Annotated in this window: 29 protein-coding genes; 15 read left to right on the top strand and 14 right to left on the bottom strand. The window is 59.3% G+C overall.

Annotated features, from left to right (window positions below; genetic code table 11):
• Positions 1–7: 7 nt before the first annotated feature.
• A complete protein-coding gene (locus ACR0AI_RS01545; RefSeq protein WP_480671170.1) occupies positions 8–1,171 on the bottom strand; it encodes a M20 aminoacylase family protein in 1,164 nt (387 codons plus the stop codon).
• A 66-nt stretch (positions 1,172–1,237) separates the two neighbouring features.
• On the opposite strand from ACR0AI_RS01545, the gene mazG reads away from it, so the two are divergent.
• The 3 genes from mazG (at position 1,238) to ACR0AI_RS01530 (ending at position 3,531) form a co-directional block, all read left to right on the top strand.
• Positions 1,238–2,083, top strand: a complete 846-nt coding sequence (mazG, locus tag ACR0AI_RS01540; protein ID WP_170641918.1) for a nucleoside triphosphate pyrophosphohydrolase — start codon at positions 1,238–1,240, stop codon at positions 2,081–2,083.
• Positions 2,084–2,146: 63 nt separating this feature from the next.
• Positions 2,147–3,085 (top strand): nucleoside hydrolase, encoded by a 939-nt coding sequence (locus ACR0AI_RS01535; protein WP_480671172.1) that lies wholly within the window; start codon positions 2,147–2,149, stop codon positions 3,083–3,085.
• Positions 3,082–3,531, top strand: a complete 450-nt coding sequence (locus ACR0AI_RS01530; protein WP_170373924.1) for a GNAT family N-acetyltransferase — start codon at positions 3,082–3,084, stop codon at positions 3,529–3,531. Before ACR0AI_RS01535 ends, ACR0AI_RS01530 begins: the two co-directional genes overlap by 4 nt.
• Here the strand turns inward: ACR0AI_RS01530 and ACR0AI_RS01525 are convergent.
• The 5 genes from ACR0AI_RS01525 to ACR0AI_RS01505 form a co-directional block, all read right to left on the bottom strand.
• Positions 3,528–3,698, bottom strand: a complete 171-nt coding sequence (locus ACR0AI_RS01525) for a hypothetical protein (RefSeq protein ID WP_170638520.1) — start codon at positions 3,696–3,698, stop codon at positions 3,528–3,530. The two genes, ACR0AI_RS01530 and ACR0AI_RS01525, sit on opposite strands and share 4 nt — an antisense overlap.
• Before the next feature lie 220 nt (positions 3,699–3,918).
• A complete protein-coding gene (gene eno / locus ACR0AI_RS01520) occupies positions 3,919–5,196 on the bottom strand; it encodes a phosphopyruvate hydratase (RefSeq protein WP_480671174.1) in 1,278 nt (425 codons plus the stop codon).
• Between the two features lie 136 nt (positions 5,197–5,332).
• Positions 5,333–6,217, bottom strand: a complete 885-nt coding sequence (locus ACR0AI_RS01515) for a DMT family transporter (protein WP_480671176.1) — start codon at positions 6,215–6,217, stop codon at positions 5,333–5,335.
• A gap of 140 nt (positions 6,218–6,357) precedes the next feature.
• A complete protein-coding gene (locus ACR0AI_RS01510; protein WP_480671178.1) occupies positions 6,358–6,771 on the bottom strand; it encodes a Fur family transcriptional regulator in 414 nt (137 codons plus the stop codon).
• 83 nt (positions 6,772–6,854) lie between these two features.
• Complete coding sequence (locus ACR0AI_RS01505) at positions 6,855–7,559, bottom strand: endonuclease/exonuclease/phosphatase family protein (protein ID WP_480671180.1); 705 nt, start codon at positions 7,557–7,559, stop codon at positions 6,855–6,857.
• A gap of 157 nt (positions 7,560–7,716) precedes the next feature.
• On the opposite strand from ACR0AI_RS01505, the gene ACR0AI_RS01500 reads away from it, so the two are divergent.
• Positions 7,717–8,634, top strand: a complete 918-nt coding sequence (locus tag ACR0AI_RS01500) for an adenylate/guanylate cyclase domain-containing protein (RefSeq protein ID WP_480671182.1) — start codon at positions 7,717–7,719, stop codon at positions 8,632–8,634.
• Here the strand turns inward: ACR0AI_RS01500 and ACR0AI_RS01495 are convergent.
• Positions 8,610–10,028, bottom strand: a complete 1,419-nt coding sequence (locus ACR0AI_RS01495; protein WP_480671184.1) for a protein adenylyltransferase SelO — start codon at positions 10,026–10,028, stop codon at positions 8,610–8,612. The two genes, ACR0AI_RS01500 and ACR0AI_RS01495, sit on opposite strands and share 25 nt — an antisense overlap.
• An 87-nt stretch (positions 10,029–10,115) precedes the next feature.
• Here ACR0AI_RS01495 and ACR0AI_RS01490 point away from each other — a divergent pair, with 87 nt between their 5' ends.
• On the top strand, positions 10,116–10,538 hold the full coding sequence (locus tag ACR0AI_RS01490; RefSeq protein ID WP_480671186.1) for a cupin domain-containing protein: 423 nt from the start codon (positions 10,116–10,118) through the stop codon (positions 10,536–10,538).
• A 90-nt stretch (positions 10,539–10,628) separates the two neighbouring features.
• Here the strand turns inward: ACR0AI_RS01490 and ACR0AI_RS01485 are convergent, their stop codons facing one another.
• From ACR0AI_RS01485 to ACR0AI_RS01475, 3 genes are all read right to left on the bottom strand, one after another.
• Positions 10,629–11,090, bottom strand: a complete 462-nt coding sequence (locus tag ACR0AI_RS01485) for a hypothetical protein (RefSeq protein WP_480671188.1) — start codon at positions 11,088–11,090, stop codon at positions 10,629–10,631.
• 10 nt (positions 11,091–11,100) lie between these two features.
• The gene (locus ACR0AI_RS01480) at positions 11,101–11,382 is read right to left on the bottom strand and encodes a hypothetical protein (RefSeq protein ID WP_170373933.1); all 282 of its coding nucleotides are present in this window, start codon (positions 11,380–11,382) and stop codon (positions 11,101–11,103) included.
• 84 nt (positions 11,383–11,466) lie between these two features.
• The gene (locus tag ACR0AI_RS01475; protein ID WP_480671190.1) at positions 11,467–12,588 is read right to left on the bottom strand and encodes an anhydro-N-acetylmuramic acid kinase; all 1,122 of its coding nucleotides are present in this window, start codon (positions 12,586–12,588) and stop codon (positions 11,467–11,469) included.
• 245 nt (positions 12,589–12,833) lie between these two features.
• Here ACR0AI_RS01475 and tyrS point away from each other — a divergent pair, with 245 nt between their 5' ends.
• Together tyrS and ACR0AI_RS01465 are read left to right on the top strand one after the other, a co-directional pair.
• The gene (gene tyrS, locus ACR0AI_RS01470; protein WP_480671192.1) at positions 12,834–14,084 is read left to right on the top strand and encodes a tyrosine--tRNA ligase; all 1,251 of its coding nucleotides are present in this window, start codon (positions 12,834–12,836) and stop codon (positions 14,082–14,084) included.
• Positions 14,085–14,193: 109 nt separating this feature from the next.
• Positions 14,194–14,955, top strand: coding sequence for a DNA/RNA non-specific endonuclease (locus ACR0AI_RS01465; protein ID WP_480671194.1), 762 nt, complete (start codon positions 14,194–14,196; stop codon positions 14,953–14,955).
• Between the two features lie 98 nt (positions 14,956–15,053).
• Here the strand turns inward: ACR0AI_RS01465 and ACR0AI_RS01460 are convergent, their stop codons facing one another.
• A complete protein-coding gene (locus ACR0AI_RS01460; RefSeq protein ID WP_480671196.1) occupies positions 15,054–15,686 on the bottom strand; it encodes a hypothetical protein in 633 nt (210 codons plus the stop codon).
• Positions 15,687–15,885: 199 nt separating this feature from the next.
• On the opposite strand from ACR0AI_RS01460, the gene ACR0AI_RS01455 reads away from it, so the two are divergent.
• Together ACR0AI_RS01455 and ACR0AI_RS01450 are read left to right on the top strand one after the other, a co-directional pair.
• On the top strand, positions 15,886–16,641 hold the full coding sequence (locus ACR0AI_RS01455; RefSeq protein ID WP_419738124.1) for an SDR family NAD(P)-dependent oxidoreductase: 756 nt from the start codon (positions 15,886–15,888) through the stop codon (positions 16,639–16,641).
• A gap of 10 nt (positions 16,642–16,651) precedes the next feature.
• Positions 16,652–17,206 carry a sugar O-acetyltransferase gene (locus ACR0AI_RS01450; RefSeq protein ID WP_480671198.1) on the top strand — a complete coding sequence of 185 codons (555 nt, stop codon included), beginning with the start codon at positions 16,652–16,654 and terminating at the stop codon, positions 17,204–17,206.
• A gap of 66 nt (positions 17,207–17,272) precedes the next feature.
• Here the strand turns inward: ACR0AI_RS01450 and ACR0AI_RS01445 are convergent, their stop codons facing one another.
• From ACR0AI_RS01445 to ACR0AI_RS01435, 3 genes are all read right to left on the bottom strand, one after another.
• A complete protein-coding gene (locus ACR0AI_RS01445; protein WP_480671200.1) occupies positions 17,273–19,081 on the bottom strand; it encodes an ABC-F family ATP-binding cassette domain-containing protein in 1,809 nt (602 codons plus the stop codon).
• Positions 19,082–19,149: 68 nt separating this feature from the next.
• A complete protein-coding gene (locus ACR0AI_RS01440; protein WP_480538193.1) occupies positions 19,150–19,884 on the bottom strand; it encodes a GNAT family N-acetyltransferase in 735 nt (244 codons plus the stop codon).
• A 100-nt stretch (positions 19,885–19,984) separates the two neighbouring features.
• On the bottom strand, positions 19,985–20,461 hold the full coding sequence (locus ACR0AI_RS01435) for an outer membrane protein assembly factor BamE domain-containing protein (protein ID WP_170641953.1): 477 nt from the start codon (positions 20,459–20,461) through the stop codon (positions 19,985–19,987).
• An 84-nt stretch (positions 20,462–20,545) separates the two neighbouring features.
• Between ACR0AI_RS01435 and ACR0AI_RS01430 the strand changes: the two genes are divergently transcribed.
• The 6 genes from ACR0AI_RS01430 (at position 20,546) to ACR0AI_RS01405 (ending at position 24,578) form a co-directional block, all read left to right on the top strand.
• Complete coding sequence (locus ACR0AI_RS01430) at positions 20,546–21,082, top strand: YceD family protein (RefSeq protein ID WP_480671202.1); 537 nt, start codon at positions 20,546–20,548, stop codon at positions 21,080–21,082.
• A 204-nt stretch (positions 21,083–21,286) separates the two neighbouring features.
• Positions 21,287–21,493: a 50S ribosomal protein L32 gene (gene rpmF, locus ACR0AI_RS01425; RefSeq protein WP_008756996.1), complete on the top strand. Its 207-nt coding sequence runs from the start codon at positions 21,287–21,289 to the stop codon at positions 21,491–21,493.
• 24 nt (positions 21,494–21,517) lie between these two features.
• Complete coding sequence (plsX, locus tag ACR0AI_RS01420; RefSeq protein WP_170548168.1) at positions 21,518–22,606, top strand: phosphate acyltransferase PlsX; 1,089 nt, start codon at positions 21,518–21,520, stop codon at positions 22,604–22,606.
• A 22-nt stretch (positions 22,607–22,628) separates the two neighbouring features.
• Positions 22,629–23,600 (top strand): beta-ketoacyl-ACP synthase III, encoded by a 972-nt coding sequence (locus ACR0AI_RS01415; protein WP_480671204.1) that lies wholly within the window; start codon positions 22,629–22,631, stop codon positions 23,598–23,600.
• Between the two features lie 96 nt (positions 23,601–23,696).
• Positions 23,697–23,999, top strand: coding sequence for an integration host factor subunit alpha (gene ihfA / locus ACR0AI_RS01410; RefSeq protein ID WP_037316145.1), 303 nt, complete (start codon positions 23,697–23,699; stop codon positions 23,997–23,999).
• 18 nt (positions 24,000–24,017) lie between these two features.
• Positions 24,018–24,578, top strand: coding sequence for a MerR family transcriptional regulator (locus ACR0AI_RS01405; protein WP_480671206.1), 561 nt, complete (start codon positions 24,018–24,020; stop codon positions 24,576–24,578).
• The last annotated feature ends 51 nt before the right edge of the window (positions 24,579–24,629 follow it).

Below are 24,629 nucleotides of genomic sequence, written 5' to 3'. Positions count from 1 at the left end.
TGTCCCCTCAGCCCAGCGGCTGCGCCTTTTCCACGATCCGGGCAAAGAACGAGGCCCCGACCGGTGCGATATCATCGTTGAAGTTGTATTTCGGATGATGCAGCCCGGCGCCCTCACCCTGACCCAGAAACAGATAAGCCCCCGGACGCGCCTGCAGCATGTACGAGAAATCCTCGGCCCCCATGTCACGGCCCATATTGTCGACAACGCGGTCGTCGCCTGAGACCTCGCGCGCTACATCCGCGGCAAAGGCTGTTTTCTCAGCGTCATTGATCGTCGCTGGATAGCCGATCTGATAGTCCAACTTCGCATCAACCCCATATGAGGCCGCCTGGCCCGCCACGATCTGCTCCATCCGCTCAATCACCATCTTCTGAACCGTAGGGTCAAACGTGCGAACGGTGCCGTTAAGATAGGCGGTATCCGGAATCACATTGTTCACTGTTCCGGCGTGAATTTGCGTGACGGAAATCACCAGATCCTGCACCGCATAGTGGTTTCGACTGACAATAGTTTGGATCGCCTGTGCAATCCCGCAGGCCGCCATCACCGGATCCTTAGTCTGGTGCGGTAATGCTCCGTGACCGCCCTGCCCTTGCACGTGAATCTCGAACGTATCCACAGCGGCCATCAGAGGCCCGGCTGTCGTGTAGAAGGCGCCCTCGGGGTTTCCCGGATCATTGTGAATGCCATAGACCTGAGAGATATCGAACCGGTCCATGATGCCTTCCTGCACCATAACATCCGCGCCGCCGCCTTCTTCTTCGGCCGGTTGAAAGATCAGCGCCACACGGCCTGCGAAATTCCTCGTCTCGGCCAGATAGCGTGCAGCCCCCAAGAGCATGGTCGTGTGCCCGTCATGCCCGCAGGCATGCATCTTGCCGGGGTTCTTCGAGGCGTATTCAACGCCCGTCTCCTCGGGGATCGGCAGCGCGTCCATATCGGCCCGCAACCCGATGGTCGGGCCGTCGCCCTGTCCGTTGATGATCGCTACCATCCCAGTCTTGGCAATGCCTTCATGTAGCTCATCCACGCCGAACTCCCTCAGACGCTCGGCCACGAAAGCGGCTGTCTCGTAGCATTCGAACTCTAGTTCAGGGATCGTATGCAAGTGCTGGCGCCACTTGGCCATATCGGCGGCAAAATCGGCAATTCGGTTGACGACGGGCATCTGGGGTGGACTCCTGATCGGGACTGCGGAATGGATGCATCTGACACCGGAACGAAAGGGTTCGCAATGGCTGAAAATCCTCTGATCCATGACAGCGATGCGGGTATCGAGCGCCTGCTGGAAATCATGCGCCGCTTGCGTGACCCGCAAAGCGGTTGTCCGTGGGACATCGAACAGGATTTCGCCACCATCGCCCCCTACACGATCGAGGAAGCCTATGAGGTCGCCGACGCCATCGAACGGCAGGCCTATGATGAGCTAAAGGGAGAACTTGGCGACCTTCTCTTCCAATCCGTATTCCACGCGCAAATGGCTGAGGAAGCGGGGCATTTCACCTTTCAGGACGTGGTCCGCACCATGTCTGACAAGATGGTCAGCCGGCACCCGCATGTGTTCGGCGACGAATCCCGTGACAAGTCCGCCGATCAACAGACCGTTGATTGGGAAACCATCAAAGCCGCTGAACGCGCAGGCAAGGAACAGAAAGGCGCGCTGGATGGTGTGGCCGCCAACCTGCCTGCCCTGCTGCGCGCGCACAAGCTGCAAAAGCGGGCTGCGCGTGTGGGATTCGACTGGCCCGATGCCAGCCATGTCCTCGCCAAGATCACCGAAGAAGCTGCCGAGTTGGAAGAAGCGCGCAACGCCAAGGACGCCGACGCGCTCGAAGATGAATTCGGCGATCTGCTGTTCGTGATGGTCAATCTCGGGCGGCATCTGGGGATCGAACCCGAGGCCGCCCTGCGCCGCACCAACGCCAAGTTTACCCGCCGATTTGAGCAGGTTGAGGCTCGCCTGGCCGCGCGCGGCAAAACCCCCTCACAAAGCGATCTGGCCGAGATGGATGCGCTGTGGGATGAGGTGAAGACCGAGGAACATCGCGCCAATGGCAAACTCCCGCCAGTTGGAGCCTGAATCAGGTGGACAAGTCACGTGACACTTGCGACTGTCCGACCTTCACGCTCCCCGGAGACTCCAATGCCCCGCAAGATCATCATCGACACCGACCCCGGTCAGGACGACGCCGTCGCCATTCTTTTAGCGCTCGCCAGCCCCGAAGAGATCGAGGTTCTGGGTATCACTGCCGTCGCCGGGAATGTGCCGCTTGAACTGACCGCCAAGAACGCGCGTATTGTCTGTGAGTTGGCGGGCCATACCGAGGTGCCGGTCTATGCCGGATGCGACCGGCCGCTTAAACGCCCTCTTATCACGGCTGAACATGTGCACGGCAAAACCGGGCTGGACGGTCCCGTTCTGCCGGATCCACAGATGCCTTTGACCGAGGGCCACGCGGTTGATTTCATCATCGAAACCCTGCGCACGCAGGAACCCGGGACAGTCACGCTCTGCCCGCTGGGGCCGCTGACGAACATCGCGACCGCCTTCCAGAAGGCCCCGGATATCGTCGACCGGGTGCAGGAAATCGTGCTGATGGGCGGTGCCTATTTCGAGGTCGGGAACATCACGCCAGCCGCGGAGTTCAACATTTATGTCGACCCGGAAGCTGCTGATATCGTGTTTAAATCTGGCGCTAATATTGTCGTCATGCCTCTTGATGTGACCCATGACGCTTTGGTTACACCGCATCGCAATGACGCATTCAGATCGCTAGATAGTAAGGTCGGTCATGCCGTCGCTGAAATGACCGATTTCTTCGAGCGCTTTGATAAGGAAAAGTACGGCTCGGAAGGCGCACCATTGCACGATCCCTGCGTTACCGCCTATTTGATTCAGCCAGAACTGTTCTCGGGTCGCCACATTAACGTTGAGATCGAAACCAAGTCAGAATTGACGCTGGGAATGACAGTCGCTGATTGGTGGCGTGTAACAGACCGAAAACCGAACGCTATGTTCATGGGCGACGTGGACGCCCAAGGATTCTTCACCCTCCTCACGGAAAGGCTGGCCCGCCTATGACCGCCGCTTTAAGACTGGCTCGCCCCGAAGATCTGGACCGCCTGATGGGTCTGGTCTCTGCGTTCCATGCCGAACAGGGGATCGCACAGGACCCCGACCAACGGCGCGAGGCGCTGATGCCTTTGCTTGAGGGCATCCCCCATGGCTGCATCTACCTGATTGGCCCGGGTCGCGCGCCTTTGGGCTATATCATCCTGACCTTCGGTTGGTCGGTAGAGTTCGGTGGCATGGATGGGTTCGTGGACGAAATCTACATCCGCCCCGCCGTTCGAGGACGTGGCATCGCTACCGAGGTTTTGCTGGAACTGCCCAAGGCCCTGGCTGAAGCCGGATTGACCGCCCTGCACCTTGAAGTCGACCGCACGCATGAGGCGACGCAGAAACTATATCTGCGCACCGGCTTCAAACCTCGCGAGCGCTACATGCTGATGAGCAAAGCGCTCTAGCGCGACTCGCCCCGGAAAATCACACTCGGGTTATAGTACATCTCCTGCACCGGATCGTCGGAGGAGACCTTTTGCCCTGTGATCGGATAGGTCCCCGGCCCTGCACAGGCCGCCAGAAATACAGTGCTGAGAACTGTCGCTACGAGAAGGAATTTCGAACCAGTCATGGTGTGCTCCTTTCTGTAATGGCGACAGTATAGAACACGAAACCGTGAGCGCTGTGTGATTAAGTTCACACATAACATCCGTTAACCCGCTAAATACCTGCAAATAAGGCGAATTCTCCTAGCCAGAGGAATTCACAGTCGCAATCGTCTTTTTGCTATCAAAAAGGCCCTCTTTCCGGGGAAAGAGGGCCTCTAACAGAGTTCAGAACCGGGTTTCAGATCACCGTTTCAGGATCGACGCTCCGGCATACTCCGCAACTTCACCCAGCGATTCCTCGATACGGATCAGTTGGTTATACTTGGCCAACCGGTCCGAACGCGCCAGCGATCCGGTCTTGATCTGACCGCAATTGGTCGCCACAGCCAGATCAGCGATGGTGGCATCCTCGGTCTCGCCCGAGCGATGCGACATCACGTTGGTATAACGCGCGCGGTGGGCCATATCGACAGCGCGCAGGGTCTCGGTCAGCGAACCAATCTGGTTCACCTTGACCAGCATCGAGTTGGCGCAACCACGCTCAATCCCTTCGGCCAGACGTTCCGGGTTGGTCACGAACAGGTCGTCACCCACCAGTTGCACCTTGTCACCGATGGCATCAGTCAGCGCTTTCCAACCATCCCAGTCGTCTTCGGACATGCCGTCTTCGATCGAGATTATCGGATAGTCTTTGACCAAGGTTGCCAGATACTCGGCGTTTTCCTCTGAGGTCAGCGAGATATTCTCACCCGCCAGCACATATTTGCCGTCCTTGAAGTATTCGGTCGCGGCGCAATCCAGGGCGAGGTGAATTTCCTCGCCCGGCTTGTAGCCCGCTTTTTCGACCGCCTGCAGGATGAAATCCAATGCCTCACGGGTCGATGCGATGTTGGGGGCAAAGCCGCCTTCGTCGCCCACTCCGGTGGCCAGACCGGCAGCCGACAGCTCACGCTTGAGTGTGTGGAACACCTCGGAGCCCATGCGAACCGCCTCGCGAATATTCGCGGCCGAGGTCGGCATGATCATGAATTCCTGAATATCGATCGGGTTGTCGGCGTGCTCGCCGCCATTGATGATGTTCATCATCGGAACTGGCAGGACGCGGGCCGAGGTACCGCCGACATAGCGGTACAGAGGCTGCGTGGTGAAATCCGCTGCCGCCTTGGCCGCAGCAAGTGAAACACCCAGAATGGCGTTTGCGCCCAGACGGCCTTTGTTTTCGGTCCCGTCCAGTTCGATCATCGCTTGGTCGATAGCGACCTGTTCGGTGGCGTCAAAGCCTACCAGTTCCTCGGCGATCTCGCCGTTGACGGCGGCGACGGCCTCGAGCACGCCCTTGCCCATGTAACGCGCCTTGTCGCCGTCGCGCTTTTCAACCGCCTCATAGGCGCCGGTGGAGGCACCCGAGGGCACAGCCGCGCGGCCCATTGTGCCGTCTTCCAGAATGACGTCGACCTCGACCGTCGGGTTGCCCCGGCTGTCCAGGATTTCGCGTGCGTGAATGTCGATGATGGTACTCATGAGGGCGGTCCCTGTGGCTGCATTCCGTTGCACGCGTCATAGCAGCACGGAACTAAAAGTAAACCATTTCCGTTATCGCTAACACGTATATTCCCGGCCCTTTAGGGCTAACAGCGTCATGTTTGCGCCAACAGGGTTACGCGGCGGCCAAGGCCATTGCGCGCGCCAATTTGCGTTCGCGTAGAAAGGTATACAGGCCCGAGCCGATGATCAGGGACGCCCCGGCCAGTGTCATCAGGTCAGGACGTTCGCCAAAGACCAGGACACCCGCAAGGATCGAGAACAACAGCCGCGTGTAGCGAAACGGCGTGACAGCTGAGGCTTCGCCGACGCGCATCGCGATCACAATCGCATAGTATCCCAGAACACCGAAAAAGGCCGCTCCGGCAAAAGGCCAGACCTCAGCGCTTTGCATGGCTTCCAATGGATGGCCGCTCATGATCATCAAGGCTGCACCGCCGAAAGCCAAGGCCAGATAGGCCTGCAAGGACACCACCGCTGACGAGACTTTGCTGTCCAGCCGCCGTGTTATCAGATCGCGCGCCGCCACGCCGATGACCGCAGCCACCACATAAAGGGATTCCGGGCGGAACCCTTCAAGCCCGGGGCGGATGATCATCAGCACGCCGATGAAACCCACGCCAATCGCGCTCCAGCGTCGCCAGCCGACCTGTTCACCCAGAAACAGCGCTGCCCCCATAGTGACCGCTAGTGGCATTGCCTGAAACACGGCCGCGACGGTCGAAAGGTCCACACGGGCCAGCGCCGTCACAAAGGCCACCGCAGCGACGGCCTCGGACATAGCGCGGATCATCGGCAAAAGCTGCCACGCCTCGGGCACAAAAATCCGTTTGCGGGTCGCGATGGCCATGACCAGAAATACGACAGAGCAGACCAGCCCCAGCATGACCAGAATCTGGCCCGGCGTGATGGAGGACGTCAGCTGCTTGATGAACACATCCTCAAGCGTGAAAGCCGCCATAGACGCAATGACCAGCAAAATGCCGTTGACGTTGTTCATGGGTCTGTCCGTAAAGAAACGGGCGGCACCAATTGCCGCCTTCTCCCTTCAGCAAAACCGTATGTATTGCGTTAAATCAAGACCTATCACATCGCGAGCGATGAATTGTCTTGTTGCCACCCATCGCGTTTGGTGATGGATCACTCGGGCTTGATGGGAACGCCATATAGCTCCAACCGGTGGCCTTTGAGGCGGTAGCCCAATTTTTCCGCGATCTTTTCCTGCAGAGCTTCGATCTCGGGGTCGACGAATTCGATCACTTCCCCCGATTGCATGTCGATCAGATGATCGTGGTGATCCCTCTCGGCATCTTCATAACGGGCGCGGCCATCGCCGAATTCCAGACGCTCCAGAATGCCGGCCTCTTCGAACAGTTTCACAGTGCGGTAGACCGTTGCGATCGAGATACCCGAATCCAAAGCCGAGGCACGGGAATAGAGTTCTTCGACATCCGGGTGGTCCGCGCTCTCCTCGAGAACCTGCGCAATAGTGCGCCGTTGGCCGGTCATGCGAAGGCCCTTGGCCTCACAACGCGATATGATCGTATCCGGCATGATGCCCCTCAGAAACTACTCGGGTGTCTGTCTTAGTATGTCCACACGCGCCGCGCCACAAGAATTCGACATGCCTGCGCAGATCATCCTCCAAGGCGCAGATCGGCCCAGATCGGCAGATGGTCCGAGGCGATGTGCGCCGGGCGATCCTCATGCACGCCATGCGCATGCACCTCAACCCCCTGACCAAGGGCAATCCGGTCCAAAGCGCCCAAGGGCTGGGCGGCGGGAAAGCTGGGGAGCGGAGGCAGAAACCGCATCTCGGGCACGAGGTTATCCAGCACAGGTGAGCGCGACCATTCGTTGAAATCTCCGGCCCAAACCGTTGGCATATTCTCCAGATCCGCACCGAATTGGCGTATATGGGTGATCTGTCGGCGACGCGAGGCGGACAGCAACCCCAGATGCATACCCATCACCCGAAGCGGCCCGATGGGGGTATCGAACTCAACCCGCACCGCGCCGCGCGGCTCGAACCCAGGCAATTCGTGATGGCCGGTTTGACGGACCGAGATCGCATCGCCGCGCCAGATCACTGCATTTCCGTGCCATCCCAAACTGCCCGCCCCGCCCAGATCGACGATCTGCCATCCGGCCTCATCCAACATGAACTGCGGCAGCGCGGCAGGCCGTGGCGGCAAGCGTTTGTCTGCCTCCTGCAACACGACGATATCGGCGCGCATTCCTTCGAGAACCTGAAGGATACGCTGTGGCTGACGCCGGAGATCAAGGCCGACACATTTCTGAATATTGTAGCTGGCAAGCCGCAGAACTGAGGGTATTTTCATATCGCTTTTCAGAGTCAACGGCACCGATTTGGAACCTTTGGAAAGGGCGCGGTGTTGCAATTCTCAGCGCGTTCCCTCAAAGGTTTATGAGCATTACATTAAATAAGTTTACACGAAATCAAGCGGGGTTAAACTGCCGCAAAAAGGAAACTCGCCCTTGGACGTTGAATCCACATTCGCCACGATGATCATTGCCGATATCGTGGGCAGTACGCCGCTCTACAAGGCGGTGGGCGATGACGAAGCCCAGCGCCTGATCCAGCTTGAGATTGATCGGCTGCGCTCGGTCCTGCAGGAGTTTGGCGGCATTCCAGTCGGGCAAAAGGGCGACGATGTTCTCAGCTATTTCGAGAACCCAAGTGCGGCCTACAATGCAGCCCTGAAGCTGATCGAGCCTTCAACTCATACACCGCTGTCGGTTCATGTCGGCGTGCATTGCGGCCCCATCGTGATTGGCAAGCGCGGCATCTATGGCGAGGCCGTCAACGTGACGGCTCGCTTTGCAACCGCAGCCAATCCGGGCGAGGCCTGTTTCAGCCAGGGGATCGCCGTCTTGCTGCCCGCCGAACTACGGAGCACACTTACACCACTCGGCCAGCTTAGCCTTAAGGGCCTTACCGAGGCGCAGACAGCATATTCGTTGATCCACCCCGAGTCTGACTCGATCATGCAAACGAGGCTGCCTCAGAATTTCGGCCGCACCGAGGAGAACTGGCAGCCCCGCGAAGGTCTGACCCTGATCCTGCGCCATGAGGACCGCGTCTGGCGCTGTCTCGGCAACGGAGAGTTCAAGATTGGCCGCGCGCCTGACTGTGATGTGGTGCTGCCGCAGCCCTGGATCTCGCGCCTGCATGCGGTCCTTGCCATGAAAGCGGGTAAGCTGATCCTGACAGACCGCAGCACCTCGGGGACCTACGTGAAATCAGAATCCGGACGCGAAATCCAACTGAAACGGGAATCCGTCATGCTGGCCGATAGTGGCCTGATCTCACCGACCCTGCCCATCGACATGTCCGAGACCTGCCTGCAATTCGAACTTTTGGGTCGCAATCAGGTTCCGCAAAACGTGGCGTGAACTACCTCATTTGCACTGGGGGGCCGTGTTAGGTCGGGATCCTCGGGCTGATCCACAAAGGGGCGTGACAACACATCGTTCAAACGATGGAACGGGGCATAGTCCCCCTTCACCGCAGCTTCGATCATCTGCTCAACACGGTGGTTTCGCGGGATGAAGGCCGGGTTTGTCGCCGACATTACCTCTAGCGGGTCCGCTTCACGCGAGATGCGGGTCTGCCAACCCTCAGCCCAGCTATCAAATGCCTCGGGGTTCGTGAACTGGTCCCGCGCGGTCTCACCGCCCAGCGCCCGGAACGTGTTGGTGAAATCCGCCTGCTCTTCCGCCATACGCTTCAACAGGTCGGTGATCAGCCCAAGATCGCCATCCTCCTCGCGCGTCAAACCCAGCTTGGCACGGAAGCGGCTCAACCACTCCTGCTGGAGCAAATCGGGCATGGCGTGTACGATCTCGGTCGCTTCTTCGACACCGTCCTGAGGATTATCGTATTGCTGGATCAAGGCCGTCGCCAGTTGCGCCAGATTCCACACTGCGATTTCGGGCTGGTTGGAATAGGCATAGCGCCCCATCCGGTCGATCGAGCTGTAGACCGTATTCGGATGATAGCTGTCCATAAAGGCGCAAGGACCATAGTCGATGGTCTCCCCCGCGATCGAGGAATTGTCCGTATTCATCACACCGTGAATAAACCCAACGCTCATCCACGCCGCGATCAGCTTTACCTGCGCATCACGAACCGCCCGCAACAGCCCCATAGGCCCTTCAGCCTCGGGGTAGTGGCGCTGGATGGCATAGTCGGTCAATTGCTTTAGACTTTCGACCTGCCTGCGCCCGGCAAAGACCTGAAATGTTCCAACGCGCAAATGGCTCTGCGCCACTCGGGTCAAAACCGCCCCGGGCATCGGCCCTTCGCGGTAAACGGCTTCACCTGTTTCAACAGCGGCCAAAGCCCGCGTGGTCGGAATGCCCAGCGCATGCATCGCTTCTGAGACCACATACTCTCGCAACACCGGCCCCAGCCATGCCCGCCCATCACCTTGCCGCGAATAAGGCGTCCGGCCTGAACCCTTGAGCTGAATGTCTCGGCGTATCCCGTCTTCGCCCACAGTCTCACCCAGCAAAACTGCACGCCCATCCCCGAGCTGAGGATTATAAGTCCCGAACTGATGCCCCGAATACAGCTGCGCCAAAGGCTCTGCTCCGTCGGGTACCGTATTCCCTGCAAAAGCCTGCGCCATCTCGGTGACATCTCCAGGTGAGATGCGCAAAATCCGCGCCAACCCCTCGTTGAACGCAATCAACTGAGGCTCTTTCACAGGGACCGGAGACTGCCGCGTGTAAAAGGCATCCGGCAAACGGGCGTAGGAGTTATCAAAGGGGATCCTAAGGGTCATGGCGCAAACATATGACCTGACGCGATGATTGCCATAGCGGATCGCGCGAACCCATGCATAATCGCGCAAAAACCCAAAGGGCCAAACATGACCGCGCAAGAGATCGTCAAGCACCTGAACCTGCAAAAACATCCTGAAGGCGGCTGGTACCGCGAGACGTGGCGCGCGCAAAACGAAGGCCGCGCCTCAGGTACTTGCATCTATTTCCTGCTAGAGGCCGAGGAATCCAGCCACTGGCACCGCGTCGATGCGACCGAGATCTGGCTTTACCATGCAGGCGCCCCTTTGATCTTGTCGATCAGCGAAACCGACCAAGGCCCCGCCACCGACCACCTGCTAAGTCCCGATCTATCCAAAGGCGCGCCGCAACTGATCGTTCCTGAGAACCACTGGCAAGCGGCCCGAACGACCGGAGACTATACTCTGGTCAGTTGCACCGTCTCCCCCGGTTTCGAATTCCAAGGCTTCGACCTCGCCGCCCCCGGTTTCGACATTCCTCGCAGCCGGTAGCACAAGGGATCCAAACTTCATCTGGCTAAAAATATCTCGGGGGAGACGCGCAAAGCGCGGCGGGGGCAGCGCCCCTAACCCCGCACCCACCTATTTCTCGGCCCGGTTCTTCAAAACCGCAGTCAACAAGGGCACCAGCAACGCCGGTAAAGATCCCAACGGATTTGCCCCGATACTCTTGACCGCCTGAACCACCTCACGCGCCTCAGTGGCCATCTCTTCCATCTCGTCTTCTACGTCCGCGATTGCCATGTCGCGCACTTCCACCGCCGGGGCGATTTCATCCTCGACATTGGTCCGCCGCGCAAACAGAACAAGCAGCGCCGCCAAAAGCAAGTTCCCGGCCGCCAGCAGGCCAGCCGCACCGGCGGAAGACATCAACGCGTCCAGTGCGAAAAAAATGGCAACATTCAGGGCAACCAGACCGGCCAGTGCAGCGATACCTGCCAGCACCATCAGGATCGTCTGCTGCTGCATCACCGCAAGACGTCGACGCGCGATCAGGCGTTCCGTGCGATAGATCGTTACAAGATTTCTGCTAAACCTGCTCATCTCACCCTCTCTATCTACTGGCCCGACCGACCACATACCCAAGCGAGAACGCAATCAGCAGAACTGTAATCGGATAATCCTTCTGCAAACGACCAAACTCGGCAACGACCTCCTCACCCATCGCCTCGGCCCCGGATAGATCAACGCCATGCTCTTTCAGCAACCGCCGAATCTCATCGCTGGTCTTGGTCGAGGTCTTCTCTTCCGCACCCGCCTCCGCGCTTTCCTCCAACTTCGCATTGCGCGCGCGCAACGCCTCAAGTTCGGCTTCCAGTTCCGCTTTTGTCGCCATGAAACAAGACCTTTGTTGAAACACGTTTACACAAGCGTTGCACATTTATGCCTGCTTTTGAACCACTTGGTCCGAGTTCCCAGCTTAGCTGGCCTGATCCACCGAGACACGGCTGACTATGCCACCGCCCACCAGAGCCTGCACCCCCGTCGTTCCAGGGCATGAGGTCGGCAAGCCCCGCGCCACGCGAACCGCAAGATAGGCGAAGGCCTGAGCTTCGAGCATATCGCCGTCCAGCCCGACGGCCTCGACCGGCTCAACCGGGCAATCCAACGAAACGCGCAGCATCTCCATCAGAACGGGATTATGCCGCCCTCCGCCGGTCACCAGCACACGCGCGGGCGGTTTCGGGCAATGCTGCATACCCTGCGCCACACCCGCCGCACACATCGCGGTCAGAGTGGCAACCGCGTCCGCATCGCTCAACTCCTGCACCAGACGCACCATCTCGGCAAAGTCGTTTCGGTCCAGGGATTTGGGCGGCATGCGCGCGAAGAATGGCTCGGCCAAGAACAGCTCAAGCGCACCGGTTTCCACGGTGCCGCCTCGGGCCATTGCACCGTCGCGATCCATCGGCAGGCCCAGACGAGCCTGCATCAGATCATCCACAGGTGCGTTTGCCGGGCCGGTGTCAAAAGCCAGCAACGCCCCGGGCGCTTCAGGGCCATCAAAGGACGGGTCAACATAGGTCAAGTTACCGACACCGCCGAGGTTCAGGAAACACAGCGGCTCCCGCGCATCGATCCATTTGGCACAGGCGAAATGGAAGAACGGCGCCAGAGGCGCGCCCTCGCCCCCCAAAGCCACGTCATCACTGCGGAAGTCCCAGACAACCGGTAAGCCGAGCGCCTGCGCCAGTCCGACACCATCGCCCACCTGCAAGGTTCCGCGCCCGCGCGGCTCATGCGCAAGGGTCTGGCCGTGAAAGCCGATCAAATCCACATCTTCGAATTCCGACAGGGCCTCGGCATGGGCCACGGTCACCAGCTCGCCCGCGACCTCCACATCAGCGCCTTGCCATTGCCCCAAGGCCGCCCGGATCACCGCGCGTTCGGCCTCGGAATAGGCGCGATAGCCGGTTTCACCAAAGCTGAAGATCCGATGGCCATCGGTTTCGACCACGGCTGCATCCACGCCATCCATCGACGTTCCGGACATCGCCCCAAGAGCACGGATGGGCCCTTGTATTTTATTGGACTGCCGCACGGCTGCCTCCTGCCTGTATCAGTCGTTGCACCTGCCTTCTGAACAATCAGAGCGTGCAACGGCGCCAACCTGCCCCGCCTATGGCAGACAAGGCAAGCGCCTTGCGCCCAAGCTGCAAAGAATTCTGCCCCGAGCGCCATGTATGCGACGCTGGTCCGAGGTGTTTTTCAGCACAAAAGGCACCTTCCCCTTCCCTACGCCGCCGCCTATACAGAGCCCCGCAACAGTAACCCCGAGGGCACGATATGACCTACCACCCCAAATCGGATTTCATCGCCACGATGATCGAGCGCGGCTTTCTCGCCGACTGCACCGATTATCAAGGCCTTGACGACGCGCTGATCGACGGGGTGCAGACGGCTTATATCGGCTATGACGCCACTGCGCAGTCGCTGCATGTGGGCCACCTGATGAACATCATGGTGCTGCGTTGGCTGCAAAAGACCGGCCACAAGCCGATTACCCTGATGGGCGGCGGCACCACCAAGGTAGGCGACCCCTCGTTCCGCTCGGACGAGCGCCCCCTGCTGGGACCCGAACAGATTGACGCCAATATCGCCGGAATGCAGAAGGTCTTCGCCAAGTACCTGTCCTATGACGACAGCGAGACTGGCGCGCTGATGCTCAACAATGCTGAATGGCTCGACAGCCTGAACTACCTCGATTTCCTGCGCGATATCGGGCGGCATTTCTCGGTCAACCGGATGCTGTCCTTCGAGTCCGTGAAATCCCGGCTGGACCGCGAACAATCGCTGAGCTTCCTGGAATTCAACTACATGATCCTGCAGGCCTATGACTTCCTTGAGCTGAACCGCCGCTATGGCTGCGTTCTGCAGATGGGCGGCTCAGATCAGTGGGGCAATATCGTCAACGGTATCGACCTGACCCGCCGCGTCTTGGATCAGGAAATCTATGGCCTGACGACGCCTTTGCTGACCACCAGCGACGGCCGCAAGATGGGCAAATCGCAGGGCGGTGCGGTCTGGCTGAACGGCGATATGCTGTCGCCCTATGAGTTCTGGCAGTTCTGGCGCAACACGACTGACGCCGATGTAGGCCGCTTCCTGAAGATCTTCACCGAGCTTCCGGTCGATGAATGCGACCGCATGGGCGCGCTGCAAGGGTCTGAGATCAACGAGGCCAAAATCCGTCTCGCCAATGAAGTCACGACCCTTCTGCATGGTGCCGAAGCCGCTGCCACAGCCGAGGCCACGGCCCGCGAAGTGTTCGAAAAAGGTGGTGTTGGCGGAGACCTTCCGACCCTCACGCTCAGCGCGGATGAACTAGGCGCTGGCATGTCCATCGTGCAGTTGATCGTGAAATCCGGTCTGGCCAAATCCGGGAAGGAGGCCAAGCGCCTGATCTCGGAAAATGGCGCCAAGCTGGACGACGCGCCGCTGACGGATGCAGGCCTGATGATTGACGCAGGCGCGCTTTCCTCTCCGATCAAATTGAGCGCAGGCAAGAAACGCCACGCGCTGGTTCAGCTAGGCTGATCTTTCTCGTTTCCGGGCGCAAACACCTGCGCCCGGAGCGCCTAATTTCGTTGATGCCGAAATCTATGCTAGACTGCCGACTATTGAAGCGTTTTAGTATGATTTGAACATGGTTATTGCGAATAAGTTCACATCTTCCCGCCGCGCCGACGTTGTCTTTGAAGGCGAAAAATTCTCAACCGGCGCGGATGAGGTCACCTGCATCCTGACAACCGACAGCTTGAAGCAAAAGGGCAGCTCTCCAGCTACCGGCCATTGCGCGATTGTCGAACGGTTCAACTCGCGCTGGGATGTAAAAGACCTGATTGATCTGGCTGCCGTGCAGAAGGCCCTGTCCAGCAAGTCGACGCTCCAAAAGCTTGCCAAGGCAAATTCGGTCGATAAGATTTTGGAGCTTCTGGCGCTGACAGAAATTCAGATGCTGTCCGACTACTCGGAACTGCAGGCTCAGACATACATCAAAGGCCACATCCTAAGCGAAAAACTTGGCGGGCCCGGCACCAATGTCAATCTGACGCCCATGTCGGCCAGCTCGAACTCGACCTACTACAGCGCCTTTGAATCCAAGCTGATCAAGAGCTTGCAGGACTTCAGAAAAGAAGAGAAAGCCTCGGGCTATCGGGTCCGCATCCGGTTTCATGCAAAGTGCAGCGGCGGCATGAAACCCTGGTGGAGCAGTGCGTCAAAGGAAACCTCGCGCATGTTGAGCAAACTGCCAAGAACCCTGAAAGCAAGCTGGCGGGTCGACAGTTTTTTCAAAGACGGCAAACCAGGCGAGCGGATCGCAAAGTCGAAATTACCGGCATCGGCAGCAAAGAAGATGCCTAAAGCGACTGGCGCTAAACCGGTCACATACCCGCTGGCGCTGTAAATTGCCGAGATGGCGCTAGTTGTATCCGGGGTTTTATGTTGGTGTAGGTCGCCGGATGTGGAGACCTACAAAAATTTCAGGGACTGCGCCACGATGGGCTACTTCTTGCCCTTTCCTCCGCCGCCTTTGCCCCCACCTTTGCCGTCGCCGCCCTTGCCACCGCCTTTGCCGCCACCGCCTTTACCGTCGCCGCCTTTACCGCCACCGCCTTTGCCGTCGCCGCCCTTGCCGCCACCTTTTCCACTGCCCTTACCAGGGCCATCACCGCCCTTGCCGGGGCCGTCACCGCCGTCACCAGGACCGTCACCGCCATCACCCGGGCCGTCACCGCCATCACCAGGGCCGTCGTCACCACCTGCGTCACCGCTGCCAGCCGAACCACCTCCACCGCCATTACCCGAGCCGTCAGACGATCTGTTCTCGCCTTGGTTTGATGCCGTCTGCACACTCGCCGTGGGCAAATCGGTCAGCAACGTGGCCAATCCCGGACACTGCGCACCTGTTACGCTCAGAGTGGTCTCGAAATCGGCGCGACTCTGCAGTCGCTCCAGAAAGCTCGGCGTAACCTGAGCGCAATCGCACAAACCCGCGTAGTCTCCGGCATTGGCGAGATCACGCGCTGTTTTCCAGTTACAGGTTTCAGGCGCGGCTGCTGCGCTTCCGACCATGAACACCCCGACAAACGGCGCAATCGCAAGCGCGCCAAGTTTTTGCTTTGTACTCTTTAACATTTCAGCACCTCCTGACAAAAAAACACCCGACCGCGTCAGGTTGTTCATTCACGAATTGGCGATCTTCCGTGAAGCCGATCTGAAAACTTTCTGAGGATTTCTTCAGAACCCAACGCGGGGTCCAAAGCCAAACCTATAGACAGGACGCGGCCAAACTGTTTATTGAACATATGTTCATTAACCCGCGAGGAGGCCCATCATGAACCTGTCCGATACCGCAGCCATCATCACCGGCGGTGCGTCCGGTTTGGGCGAAGCCACCGCCAGGTACTTTGCCGCGCAAGGCGCTCAGGTCACGCTACTGGATTGCGATGCCGACCGAGGCGCGAAGGTCGCCGCCGAGATCGGAGGGCATTTCACTGAGACCGATGTAGCCCAAGAAGCCTCGGTCGCAGCAGCGGTTGGGCTGGCCACGGACAAAATGGGTAAGATCACTGCTGCCGTGAATTGCGCCGGTATTGCGGACGGTATCAAAACCGTTGGACGTGACGGCCCGCACCCTCTGGACGCGTTCCAGCGCACCATCGACATCAATCTGGTGGGCAGTTTCAACGTGGCCCGTCTGGCCGCGGCCCAAATGGCCTTGAATGACCCCGACACAGACGGGGCCCGCGGAGTCATCATCAACACCGCATCTATCGCGGCGTTCGACGGGCAAAAGGGTCAGGCGGCGTATGCGGCCTCAAAAGGCGGCGTTGTCGGCATGACCCTACCCATGGCGCGCGACCTGGCCTCAACCGGTATCCGCGTAATGACCATCGCCCCCGGCATCTTCATGACGCCGATGCTGGCCGGTCTGCCGGAAGAGGTGCAGGCCCAATTGGCTGCCGACGTTCCAAACCCACCCCGTTTGGGAGACCCGAAGGAATACGGACGCCTCGCCGCCTTCATCGTCGAGATGGGCTACCTCAACGGAGAGGTCATACGCATCGACGGGGCGCTGCGGATGCGCTAACCCTAAGGACATGAGTGAACGGCAGAAAATGGCGGCGGGTGCGTGGTACACCTGCCTCGATCCGGAACTGGAAGACTTGCGCCAGACCGCCCGTCGCGCCGTTTACGCCCACAACATATGCCGACCCGATGATCGCGGCCCGATCGCGCCCGAGCTGCGTGCGCTTTTGGCCGAAACCGGGCATAAGTGCTTCATCGAAGCCCCGTTTCATTGCGCCTATGGATTCAACCTCTCTCTGGGCGATCGCGTCTATTTTAACGCGGGCTGTACCGTATTGGATACCGCGCCGGTAAGGATCGGCAGCGACACAATGCTGGGCCCTAACGTCCAGATCTACTGCGCCGAACACGCAAAGGACCCCTCCCTGCGCGCAGACGGTCTTGAAATCGCGCATCCGGTCACGATTGGAGAGAATGTTTGGATTGGCGGCGGCGCTATAATCCTGCCTGGTGTCTCAATCGGTGACCGGGCCATTATCGGCGCGGGCAGTGTCGTGACCAAATCGGTCGCACCCGATGAAACCATCGTTGGCAACCCTGCACGCCCGATCCGGGGACGCGCATAGGACGACCTTGAAAGTCTGAGGAAGACGACCTTGAAAGTCTGAGGAAACTGAGTTTCGGGTCTTTTACTACCCGCCTTCTGCCTTTTCCTCCAGCATCAGCCACTCTTCCTCGGAGGCCGACAGTTTCTCCTGTCGTTCGACCAGCGCTTCGGTGGCTTTCTGGAATTTGACCGGCTCGCGCGTGAACAGATCGGGGTCCGCCATCAGCTCTTCCAGCTTGGCAATCTCGGCTTCCAGCCGCGCAATCTCGGCCGGGAGCTTCTCTAGCCGGTGCTTTTCAGAGAAAGAGAGGCCAGACTTTGGCTTGGCTTCCTGCTTCACCTTTGGCTTGGAAGATTTTGTTTTCTCTTCTTTCTTAGGGGCAAGATCACCCCGCTGAGCGATATAGTCCGACCACCCGCCCGCATAGACGGTCGCGCGGCCATTGCCCTCCATCGCGATGGTTGTGGTGGCAACGCGGTCCAGAAAGTCCCGGTCGTGGCTGACCAGCAGAACCGTGCCGTCATAGTCGTCCAACAGCTCTTGCAGCAGGTCCAGAGTTTCCACATCCAGATCGTTGGTCGGTTCGTCCAGCACCAGCAGGTTCGACGGTTTCGCCATCAGCTTCGCCAACAGCAAACGCGCTTTTTCTCCGCCGGACAGGGACTTAACAGCTGCTCTTGCCTGGCGTTCATCGAACAGAAACTCTTTGAGGTATCCCACAACATGCTTGGGCTGCCCGCCAACCATGACCTGATCGGCCTTGCCCGACACGCGCATTTCGGGGTCGCCGGTCAGGCTGTCCCACAGGCTCATCTCGGGGTCCAACTGCGCGCGGGTCTGGTCAAACACCGCGATTTCGAGATTGGTGCCAAGGGTTACAGAGCCCTCATCCGGAGCCTCCTGCCCCAGCAGCATCTTCAACAGAGTGGTTTTACCGACCCCGTTCGGCCCAACAAAGGCAACGCGATCGCCGCGCTGCGCCAATAGATCAAAGCCGCGCACGATCTGCTTGTCGCCATAGGCTTTGGACAAGGCTTTGGCCTCGATCACCTTGCGCCCAGACTTTGGCCCCGCCTCAAGCGACATAGCCGCCGAGCCCTGACGCTTGATCTGCGCCGCCTTTTCGGCCCTCAGGGCCTGCAACGCGCGCACCCGCCCTTGGTTGCGCTTGCGCCGCGCGCTGATCCCTTCGACCGCCCATTTCGCCTCGGACTTGATCAGGCGATTCAACTTGTGACGCTGCTGATCTTCCTCTTCCCATACCTTGTCGCGCCAAGTTTCGAACGCCTCAAAGCCCTGTTCCTGCCGCCGCACCATGCCGCGATCAATCCACAGAGTTGCGCGGGTCAACGCCCGCAGGAACGCGCGGTCGTGAGAGATCAGCACATAGGCGGCCCGCGTCGCGCCCAATTCGCGCTCAAGCCAAGCGATGGCTTCGATGTCCAGATGGTTGGTTGGCTCGTCCAGCAACATCAGATCTGGCGCTTCGGCCATCAGCTTGGCCAAAGCGGCCCGCCGCCGTTCCCCGCCCGAGGCAGTCTCAACGGGGCGCGATGGGTCGAACTTCAAGCCCTCACCGGCGCGTTCGACCTTGTACAGCTCGCCCGGCTCCAACCCGCTTGAGGCATAATCGCCCAGCGTCGCGAACCCGTTCATCCCCGGGTCCTGCTCCATATACCCAACGGATTTGCCGGGAGGCACAACGATCTCACCCTGATCCGCCTCAACCAGCCCCGCCATCACTTTCATCAAGGTGGACTTACCCGAGCCGTTGCGCCCTACAAGCGCAACGCGATCACCCGGCTGGACCACCAGATCCAAACCGGAAAACACCGGATCACCCCCGAAGGTCAGGGAAATGCCGGACATCTGCAACAAAGGAATTCTCGCCATGCCCGCCAGCTAAACCGGCAGGGCTGGCGCGTCAACGCCCACACCTTCTTCTCGTCGAAAATCCGGAGTTACCGAGCCACCGCCCGCAGCAACCGTTTGCGGGCCGGGGGAATCGCCCCAATCTCCAACCCGGTGAAAACGTGCAACGTGTTCATGTGCCGATCCACCACCGCATGATCGCTGACCCAGCCGCCCATCATCAGATAGGTGCGCAGCAATGGCGGCATCCGCAGCATCGCTTTCTTGACGTCCGGCCTGCGACGCAGCTTGGACGCAAACCGAAACACATCCGGAGCCTTCACCCGCGGCAGCCAGCGTTTCGGGGCCAAATGACGGTGTTTGAGCATCGCGAACGCGTCCAGATACTCGGCCGTCTCGGTCCCTGCGAATGAGGAACATCCAAACAGCATCTCGATCCCGTTCTGGTCCACATAGGCCGTCATTGCACCCCACGCCACACGTAGGATGTCCGGGTCTGTCCAGTCGGGGTGGATACAGAACCGCCCCATCTCGACCATACGGCCCGAGAACCCCTTGAGGCTGGATAGATCGTAAAACTGCGCCGAGTAGCTGCGCCCGATCTCAGCCCCACTATCCATGGTCAGCATACGGAAACAACAGACCAGAGCGCCCTCGTCCTGCAGGTCTTCGACCAGAACATGGGCGCAAACCGGATCGAACGCGTCAGCATCCAATGCGCCGGTGCCAAACGCCCGCGTTCGGAGCGCCTGCGCCGCCGCCAGATCTTCGTCACTCTGCGCCAGACGCGCCCGAAAGCGCCCTTTGCTCAACAAAACAGCCATGACCGCATCCTCCGCCCTTGCCGACCGGATTTCAACCTTATGGCTCTGCTATCACGGCAGATGTGACCGCCTTGTGAAGACGACACGACAGTCCTGTGACTTAGTTGGTGGCGCCCGGAATGTTAGCTGGGTTGAAGTTGCCGATGTTACCAAGCAGCTGACGCAGGAAGCCGTTGTTCTGGATACTGGATTCGGTCACGCGCCGTTCAAGGGTCACGACGACTCCGTCCTCCAGACCGAACCTCTCGATATTGCGGACGACGCCGCGCTGGTCAAAGCTGATGGCAACCAACTCGCGCGAGACGACCTCGGGACGTTTGGGGCCATAGAAGCGCACACGAGAGGCGACGTAGTAATAGCCCGAGTCTTGCACAACGCCGGAAATGCCGGGCGCGCCGATGGCTTCGGCCACGGTGTCGCGGGTATCGACACCCACTTTGATCTCGGCCAGATCTTCGGCAGGCGGAATATAGCCGTGATTCTTGAAGGTTGGCGTACAGGCCGCAATCGCAGCCAGACAGGCAATAAAGACGAGCGATTTCGCTGCTCGTTTCACCTTGTTTACACCCATCACCATATACACCCTCTTGCCTTGATCCGTAACGGCCCCTATCCGCTTACAGAAACCGATGCCCCGGTTCAACACAGGAAAGGGTCACGAATGAGCAACAAGACATCTCTGCGGGTGGCCGACCTGCCCCAAAACACGCCAACATCTTTTGAGTTGCGCCCAAACGCGACGGAACTGGACGACATCAAAGCCGCGCTTGACCTGCTGGGTCTTCGCAAGCTCAGCTTCGTCGGCAAAGTTGAGGCGCAAGGGAAGAAAGACTGGGTCCTGACCGCTAAACTGGGCGCAACTGTCGTGCAACCCTGCGTCGTGACGCTGGAACCGGTAACCACACGCATCGACGTCCCCGTCACTCGTACCTTTCTGGCCGAATGGGCGGACCCCGAGGATGAAGAGTTCGAAATCCCCGAAGGCGACGAAACCGAAGCCCTTGGCGCCGAAATTGATCCGGCCCAGGTGATGATCGAGGCGCTGTCGCTGGCCCTCCCCCTCTATCCTCGCAAGGAGGGTGCGGAACTGGAGCAGGCCGACTATACCGAGCCGGGCAAACAGGCGATGACGGACGAAGATGCCAAACCCTTCGCCGGACTGGCAGGTTTGCGCGATGCGCTGAAAAAAGACGAGTGACAGGGCAGAGATTTCCTGTCATAGCAAGCGGTCAGAAAAATCGCTTGAACATGTCGAGAATCGCAGTATTTTCGCGCGCTCATCGGATTTAGGGTTGGACAACGTGGGGCATGTACCCTAAACGCGCGTCAAACCACGATAAACGAAATATGAAACCCGGTCGGCGGCGATTCTGCTGACCCTCAGTAGACAAAGGTTGAGACCATGGCCGTCCAACAGAACAAAGTTTCCAAGTCGCGTCGCAACAACCGCCGCGCACACGACGCTCTGGTTGCTGCAAACCCGAACGAATGCCCGAACTGCGGCGAGCTTAAGCGCCCGCACCACGTTTGCGCATCCTGCGGCCACTATGACGACCGTGAAGTCGTCGCTCAGGCCGACGAAATCGACCTGGACGAAGACGCAGCCTAAGCCTGATCGAGCGCAAGCCTTCGCATGACGGAACAACCCACGCACGCCGGACGGATCATCATTTCCGTTGATGCCATGGGGGGGGACGATGGTCCCGTAGCTGTTGTTGCAGGTTTGGCGCAATCGGCGAAGAAGAACCCCGATATCGGGTTTCTGCTGCACGGTCCGGAAGACAAGCTGCGCAAGCTCGTAGCGAAACGGCGCGTCCTTGATGGGCGCGTCGATTTTCGTGATTGTCCAGACGTCGTCACGATGGAGGACAAGCCTAGCCAGGTTGTGCGCAACGGCAAACAGACCTCGATGTGGTCCACGCTTGAGGCCGTGCGTCAGGGTGATGCCCATGGCGCGGTATCCTGCGGCAACACCGGCGCGCTGATGGCGCTGTCGATGATGCGTCTGCGCAAACTGCCGGGTGTCAGCCGCCCGGCGATTGCGATTCTGTGGCCCTCGCGCAACCCTCAGGGGTTCAACGTGATGTTGGATGTAGGCGCCGATGTGCGCGCCGACGCCAAGGATCTGCTGCAATACGCGCTCATGGGAGCCTCCTACGCGCGCAACGGCATGGCGCTGCAGCGCCCTCGTATCGGGCTTCTGAATGTCGGCACCGAGGAACATAAAGGTCGGGCAGAGCTCAAAGAAGCGCATGCCATGATTACTGACTTCGCCGAATCCGCGAATTTCGATTTCGTGGGCTTTGTCGAAGGCAGCGATATTCCCGGCGACAAGGCAGATGTCATTGTGACCGATGGGTTTACGGGAAACGTTGCGATCAAGACTGGCGAAGGCACGGCCAGCCTGATCGGAGATCTTCTGCGCGAAGCCTTCAAATACACACCCCTCTCGCGGCTTGCATCGGTGCTGGCGATCACGTCTCTGAATCGCCTGAAAAAACGCATCGATCCGCGTCGGGTGAACGGAGGCGTTTTCCTGGGGCTGAACGGAACTGTGGTGAAATCCCACGGCGGCGCGGACGCGACCGGAGTGTCAGCCGCAGTCAAGCTGGCCTTCACGCTGGCCCAATCAGGTTTTGCCGAAAAATTGGCAGCACGGGTTGCATCAACGGCCCAGCTTGCACAAGATGCCGCGCATGCCGCGCCGCAGGCGGAAAAATAACAAAGAAGGCAGTACCTCAAACATGGCAGGCCGTTCAGTCGTTGTAGGTGTCGGACATTATTTGCCCGAACGTGTTGTCCCGAATTCCGAGTTTGAACAGACTTTGGATACGACGGATGAATGGATTCGAACCCGGTCCGGAATCGAACGCCGCCACTTTGCTGCCGAAGGCGAAACCACCTCAGATCTGGCGACCAATGCCGCACAAGCCGCCCTTGCAGATGCGGGGCTGGAAGCCGACGACATTGACGCCATCGTCCTTGCGACCTCAACCGCTGATCTGACCTTTCCGTCTGCAGCGACGATGGTTCAGGCCCGCCTTGGCATGACGCGCGGCTTTGCCTTTGATGTGCAGGCCGTCTGCGCCGGATTCGTTTTCGCGCTGAGCAATGCGAACGCGCTGATCCTCTCGGGTCAGGCTAAACGCGTTCTGGTGATCGGGGCCGAAACGTTTTCCCGAATCATGGACTGGACCGACCGCTCGACCTGCGTGTTGTTCGGCGACGGCGCAGGTGCCCTGATCCTTGAGGAACAGGAAAGCACCGGCACGTCGGACGACCGAGGCGTTCTGGCAACCGATTTGAACTCGGACGGCCGGTATCAGGACCTGCTCTATGTGGATGGTGGCGTGTCGACGCAATCCACCGGTCATTTGCGGATGCAAGGCAATCAGGTTTTCCGCCATGCCGTTGAAAAGCTTGCCAAAACCGCCAATACCGCGTTGGATCGTGCCGGGCTTGCGGCCTCGGACGTGGATTGGATCGTGCCGCATCAGGCCAATATCCGCATCATTCAGGGCACCGCCAAGAAGATGGGCCTGCCGATGGAGAACGTCGTGGTCACCGTACAGGATCACGGCAACACCTCGGCCGCGTCTATACCTCTAGCCCTGTCGGTTGGCAAACAGCGCGGGCAAATCAAGCAAGGCGATCTGATCGTAACCGAAGCCATCGGCGGCGGGCTGGCTTGGGGCGCGGTTGTTCTGCGCTGGTAACCGGCGCAATTCAGCTTACGCCCCCACCTGCAATTCATTGATATTGACAGTGAATTTGCCCCCGCCCTATGCTTTGACAGCAACAGGGGAAAAGGTATGAGCGACAAAACACTGACCCGAATGGATCTAAGTGAAGCCGTCTTTCGTGAGGTGGGCCTATCACGCAACGAAAGCGCGCAGCTGGTGGAAAGCGTTCTGAACCACATGTCCGACGCGCTGGTGCGCGGTGAGCAGGTGAAGATTTCCTCATTCGGCACGTTCAGCGTTCGGGACAAAACCGCTCGTATCGGTCGCAACCCCAAAACCGGCGAAGAGGTTCCCATTCAACCCCGCCGCGTGCTGACTTTCCGTCCGTCGCACCTGATGAAGGATCGCGTCGCCGCCGGGAATCGCAAGTAACCGTAGGACCTCGCGGACATGAGCAAATCTCCCGACGCATTTCGCACCATAAGTGAAGTTGCGGATTGGCTCGGAGTACAGGCCCATGTCCTGCGCTTTTGGGAAAGCCGGTTTAGCCAGGTCAAGCCTGTGAAACGGGCTGGAGGGCGTAGGTACTACCGCCCTAATGACATGCGTCTGCTGGGCGGTATCAAAAAGCTGCTGCACGAGGATGGGATCACCATCAAGGGCGTACAGCGAATTTTGCGCGAACAGGGCGTTGCCCATGTCGCCGCGCTCTCGCCGTCTCTGGATGAGCCTGCGGTCGTGGAAACGGACAGCACCGTTGTTCCCTTTTCCACCAAGCCTGCCCCGCAGACCGAACAAATCCCGATGGAGCTCGACGCCCCGCAAGCGGCTGAGGCACCAGAGGAAAGCGCCGAACCAGCCGAGCTGGATGCCGCGCCTTTGGTTGGAGGCATCGCTTCACTGGCATGGAATCGGTCCGAATTCGACGATGAACTACTCAGCCGTATCGCGCCCCTGGCAAAGGATTTGCGCGCATGGTTGAACCGGGTGGAAACACGGGCGGCAGGATAGAAAAAAGGCAATGATTTCCTCTTGCCCCTGCTGGGAAAACCGTTATGAACA

The organism is Ruegeria sp. BG3 (assembly GCF_056538485.1).
Note: the sequence above shows the minus strand (reverse complement) of the source record. Positions and strands in the feature narration are given on the sequence as shown.

Coding starts and splice junctions, on each gene's coding strand:
- ACR0AI_RS01445 (WP_480671200.1), bottom strand. CDS start 19,081: ATGGCGAGAATTCCTTTGTTGCAGATGTCCGGCATTTCCCTGACCTTC.
- ACR0AI_RS01495 (WP_480671184.1), bottom strand. CDS start 10,028: ATGACCCTTAGGATCCCCTTTGATAACTCCTACGCCCGTTTGCCGGAT.
- ACR0AI_RS01465 (WP_480671194.1), top strand. CDS start 14,194: ATGGTTATTGCGAATAAGTTCACATCTTCCCGCCGCGCCGACGTTGTC.
- ACR0AI_RS01405 (WP_480671206.1), top strand. CDS start 24,018: ATGAGCAAATCTCCCGACGCATTTCGCACCATAAGTGAAGTTGCGGAT.
- ACR0AI_RS01460 (WP_480671196.1), bottom strand. CDS start 15,686: ATGTTAAAGAGTACAAAGCAAAAACTTGGCGCGCTTGCGATTGCGCCG.
- ACR0AI_RS01440 (WP_480538193.1), bottom strand. CDS start 19,884: ATGGCTGTTTTGTTGAGCAAAGGGCGCTTTCGGGCGCGTCTGGCGCAG.
- ACR0AI_RS01545 (WP_480671170.1), bottom strand. CDS start 1,171: ATGCCCGTCGTCAACCGAATTGCCGATTTTGCCGCCGATATGGCCAAG.
- ACR0AI_RS01480 (WP_170373933.1), bottom strand. CDS start 11,382: ATGGCGACAAAAGCGGAACTGGAAGCCGAACTTGAGGCGTTGCGCGCG.
- ACR0AI_RS01515 (WP_480671176.1), bottom strand. CDS start 6,217: ATGAACAACGTCAACGGCATTTTGCTGGTCATTGCGTCTATGGCGGCT.
- ACR0AI_RS01535 (WP_480671172.1), top strand. CDS start 2,147: ATGCCCCGCAAGATCATCATCGACACCGACCCCGGTCAGGACGACGCC.
- ACR0AI_RS01510 (WP_480671178.1), bottom strand. CDS start 6,771: ATGCCGGATACGATCATATCGCGTTGTGAGGCCAAGGGCCTTCGCATG.
- tyrS (WP_480671192.1), top strand. CDS start 12,834: ATGACCTACCACCCCAAATCGGATTTCATCGCCACGATGATCGAGCGC.
- ACR0AI_RS01430 (WP_480671202.1), top strand. CDS start 20,546: ATGAGCAACAAGACATCTCTGCGGGTGGCCGACCTGCCCCAAAACACG.
- ACR0AI_RS01505 (WP_480671180.1), bottom strand. CDS start 7,559: ATGAAAATACCCTCAGTTCTGCGGCTTGCCAGCTACAATATTCAGAAA.
- rpmF (WP_008756996.1), top strand. CDS start 21,287: ATGGCCGTCCAACAGAACAAAGTTTCCAAGTCGCGTCGCAACAACCGC.
- plsX (WP_170548168.1), top strand. CDS start 21,518: ATGACGGAACAACCCACGCACGCCGGACGGATCATCATTTCCGTTGAT.
- ACR0AI_RS01415 (WP_480671204.1), top strand. CDS start 22,629: ATGGCAGGCCGTTCAGTCGTTGTAGGTGTCGGACATTATTTGCCCGAA.
- ihfA (WP_037316145.1), top strand. CDS start 23,697: ATGAGCGACAAAACACTGACCCGAATGGATCTAAGTGAAGCCGTCTTT.
- ACR0AI_RS01490 (WP_480671186.1), top strand. CDS start 10,116: ATGACCGCGCAAGAGATCGTCAAGCACCTGAACCTGCAAAAACATCCT.
- ACR0AI_RS01435 (WP_170641953.1), bottom strand. CDS start 20,461: ATGGTGATGGGTGTAAACAAGGTGAAACGAGCAGCGAAATCGCTCGTC.
- ACR0AI_RS01455 (WP_419738124.1), top strand. CDS start 15,886: ATGAACCTGTCCGATACCGCAGCCATCATCACCGGCGGTGCGTCCGGT.
- mazG (WP_170641918.1), top strand. CDS start 1,238: ATGGCTGAAAATCCTCTGATCCATGACAGCGATGCGGGTATCGAGCGC.
- ACR0AI_RS01525 (WP_170638520.1), bottom strand. CDS start 3,698: ATGACTGGTTCGAAATTCCTTCTCGTAGCGACAGTTCTCAGCACTGTA.
- ACR0AI_RS01485 (WP_480671188.1), bottom strand. CDS start 11,090: ATGAGCAGGTTTAGCAGAAATCTTGTAACGATCTATCGCACGGAACGC.
- ACR0AI_RS01450 (WP_480671198.1), top strand. CDS start 16,652: ATGAGTGAACGGCAGAAAATGGCGGCGGGTGCGTGGTACACCTGCCTC.
- eno (WP_480671174.1), bottom strand. CDS start 5,196: ATGAGTACCATCATCGACATTCACGCACGCGAAATCCTGGACAGCCGG.
- ACR0AI_RS01530 (WP_170373924.1), top strand. CDS start 3,082: ATGACCGCCGCTTTAAGACTGGCTCGCCCCGAAGATCTGGACCGCCTG.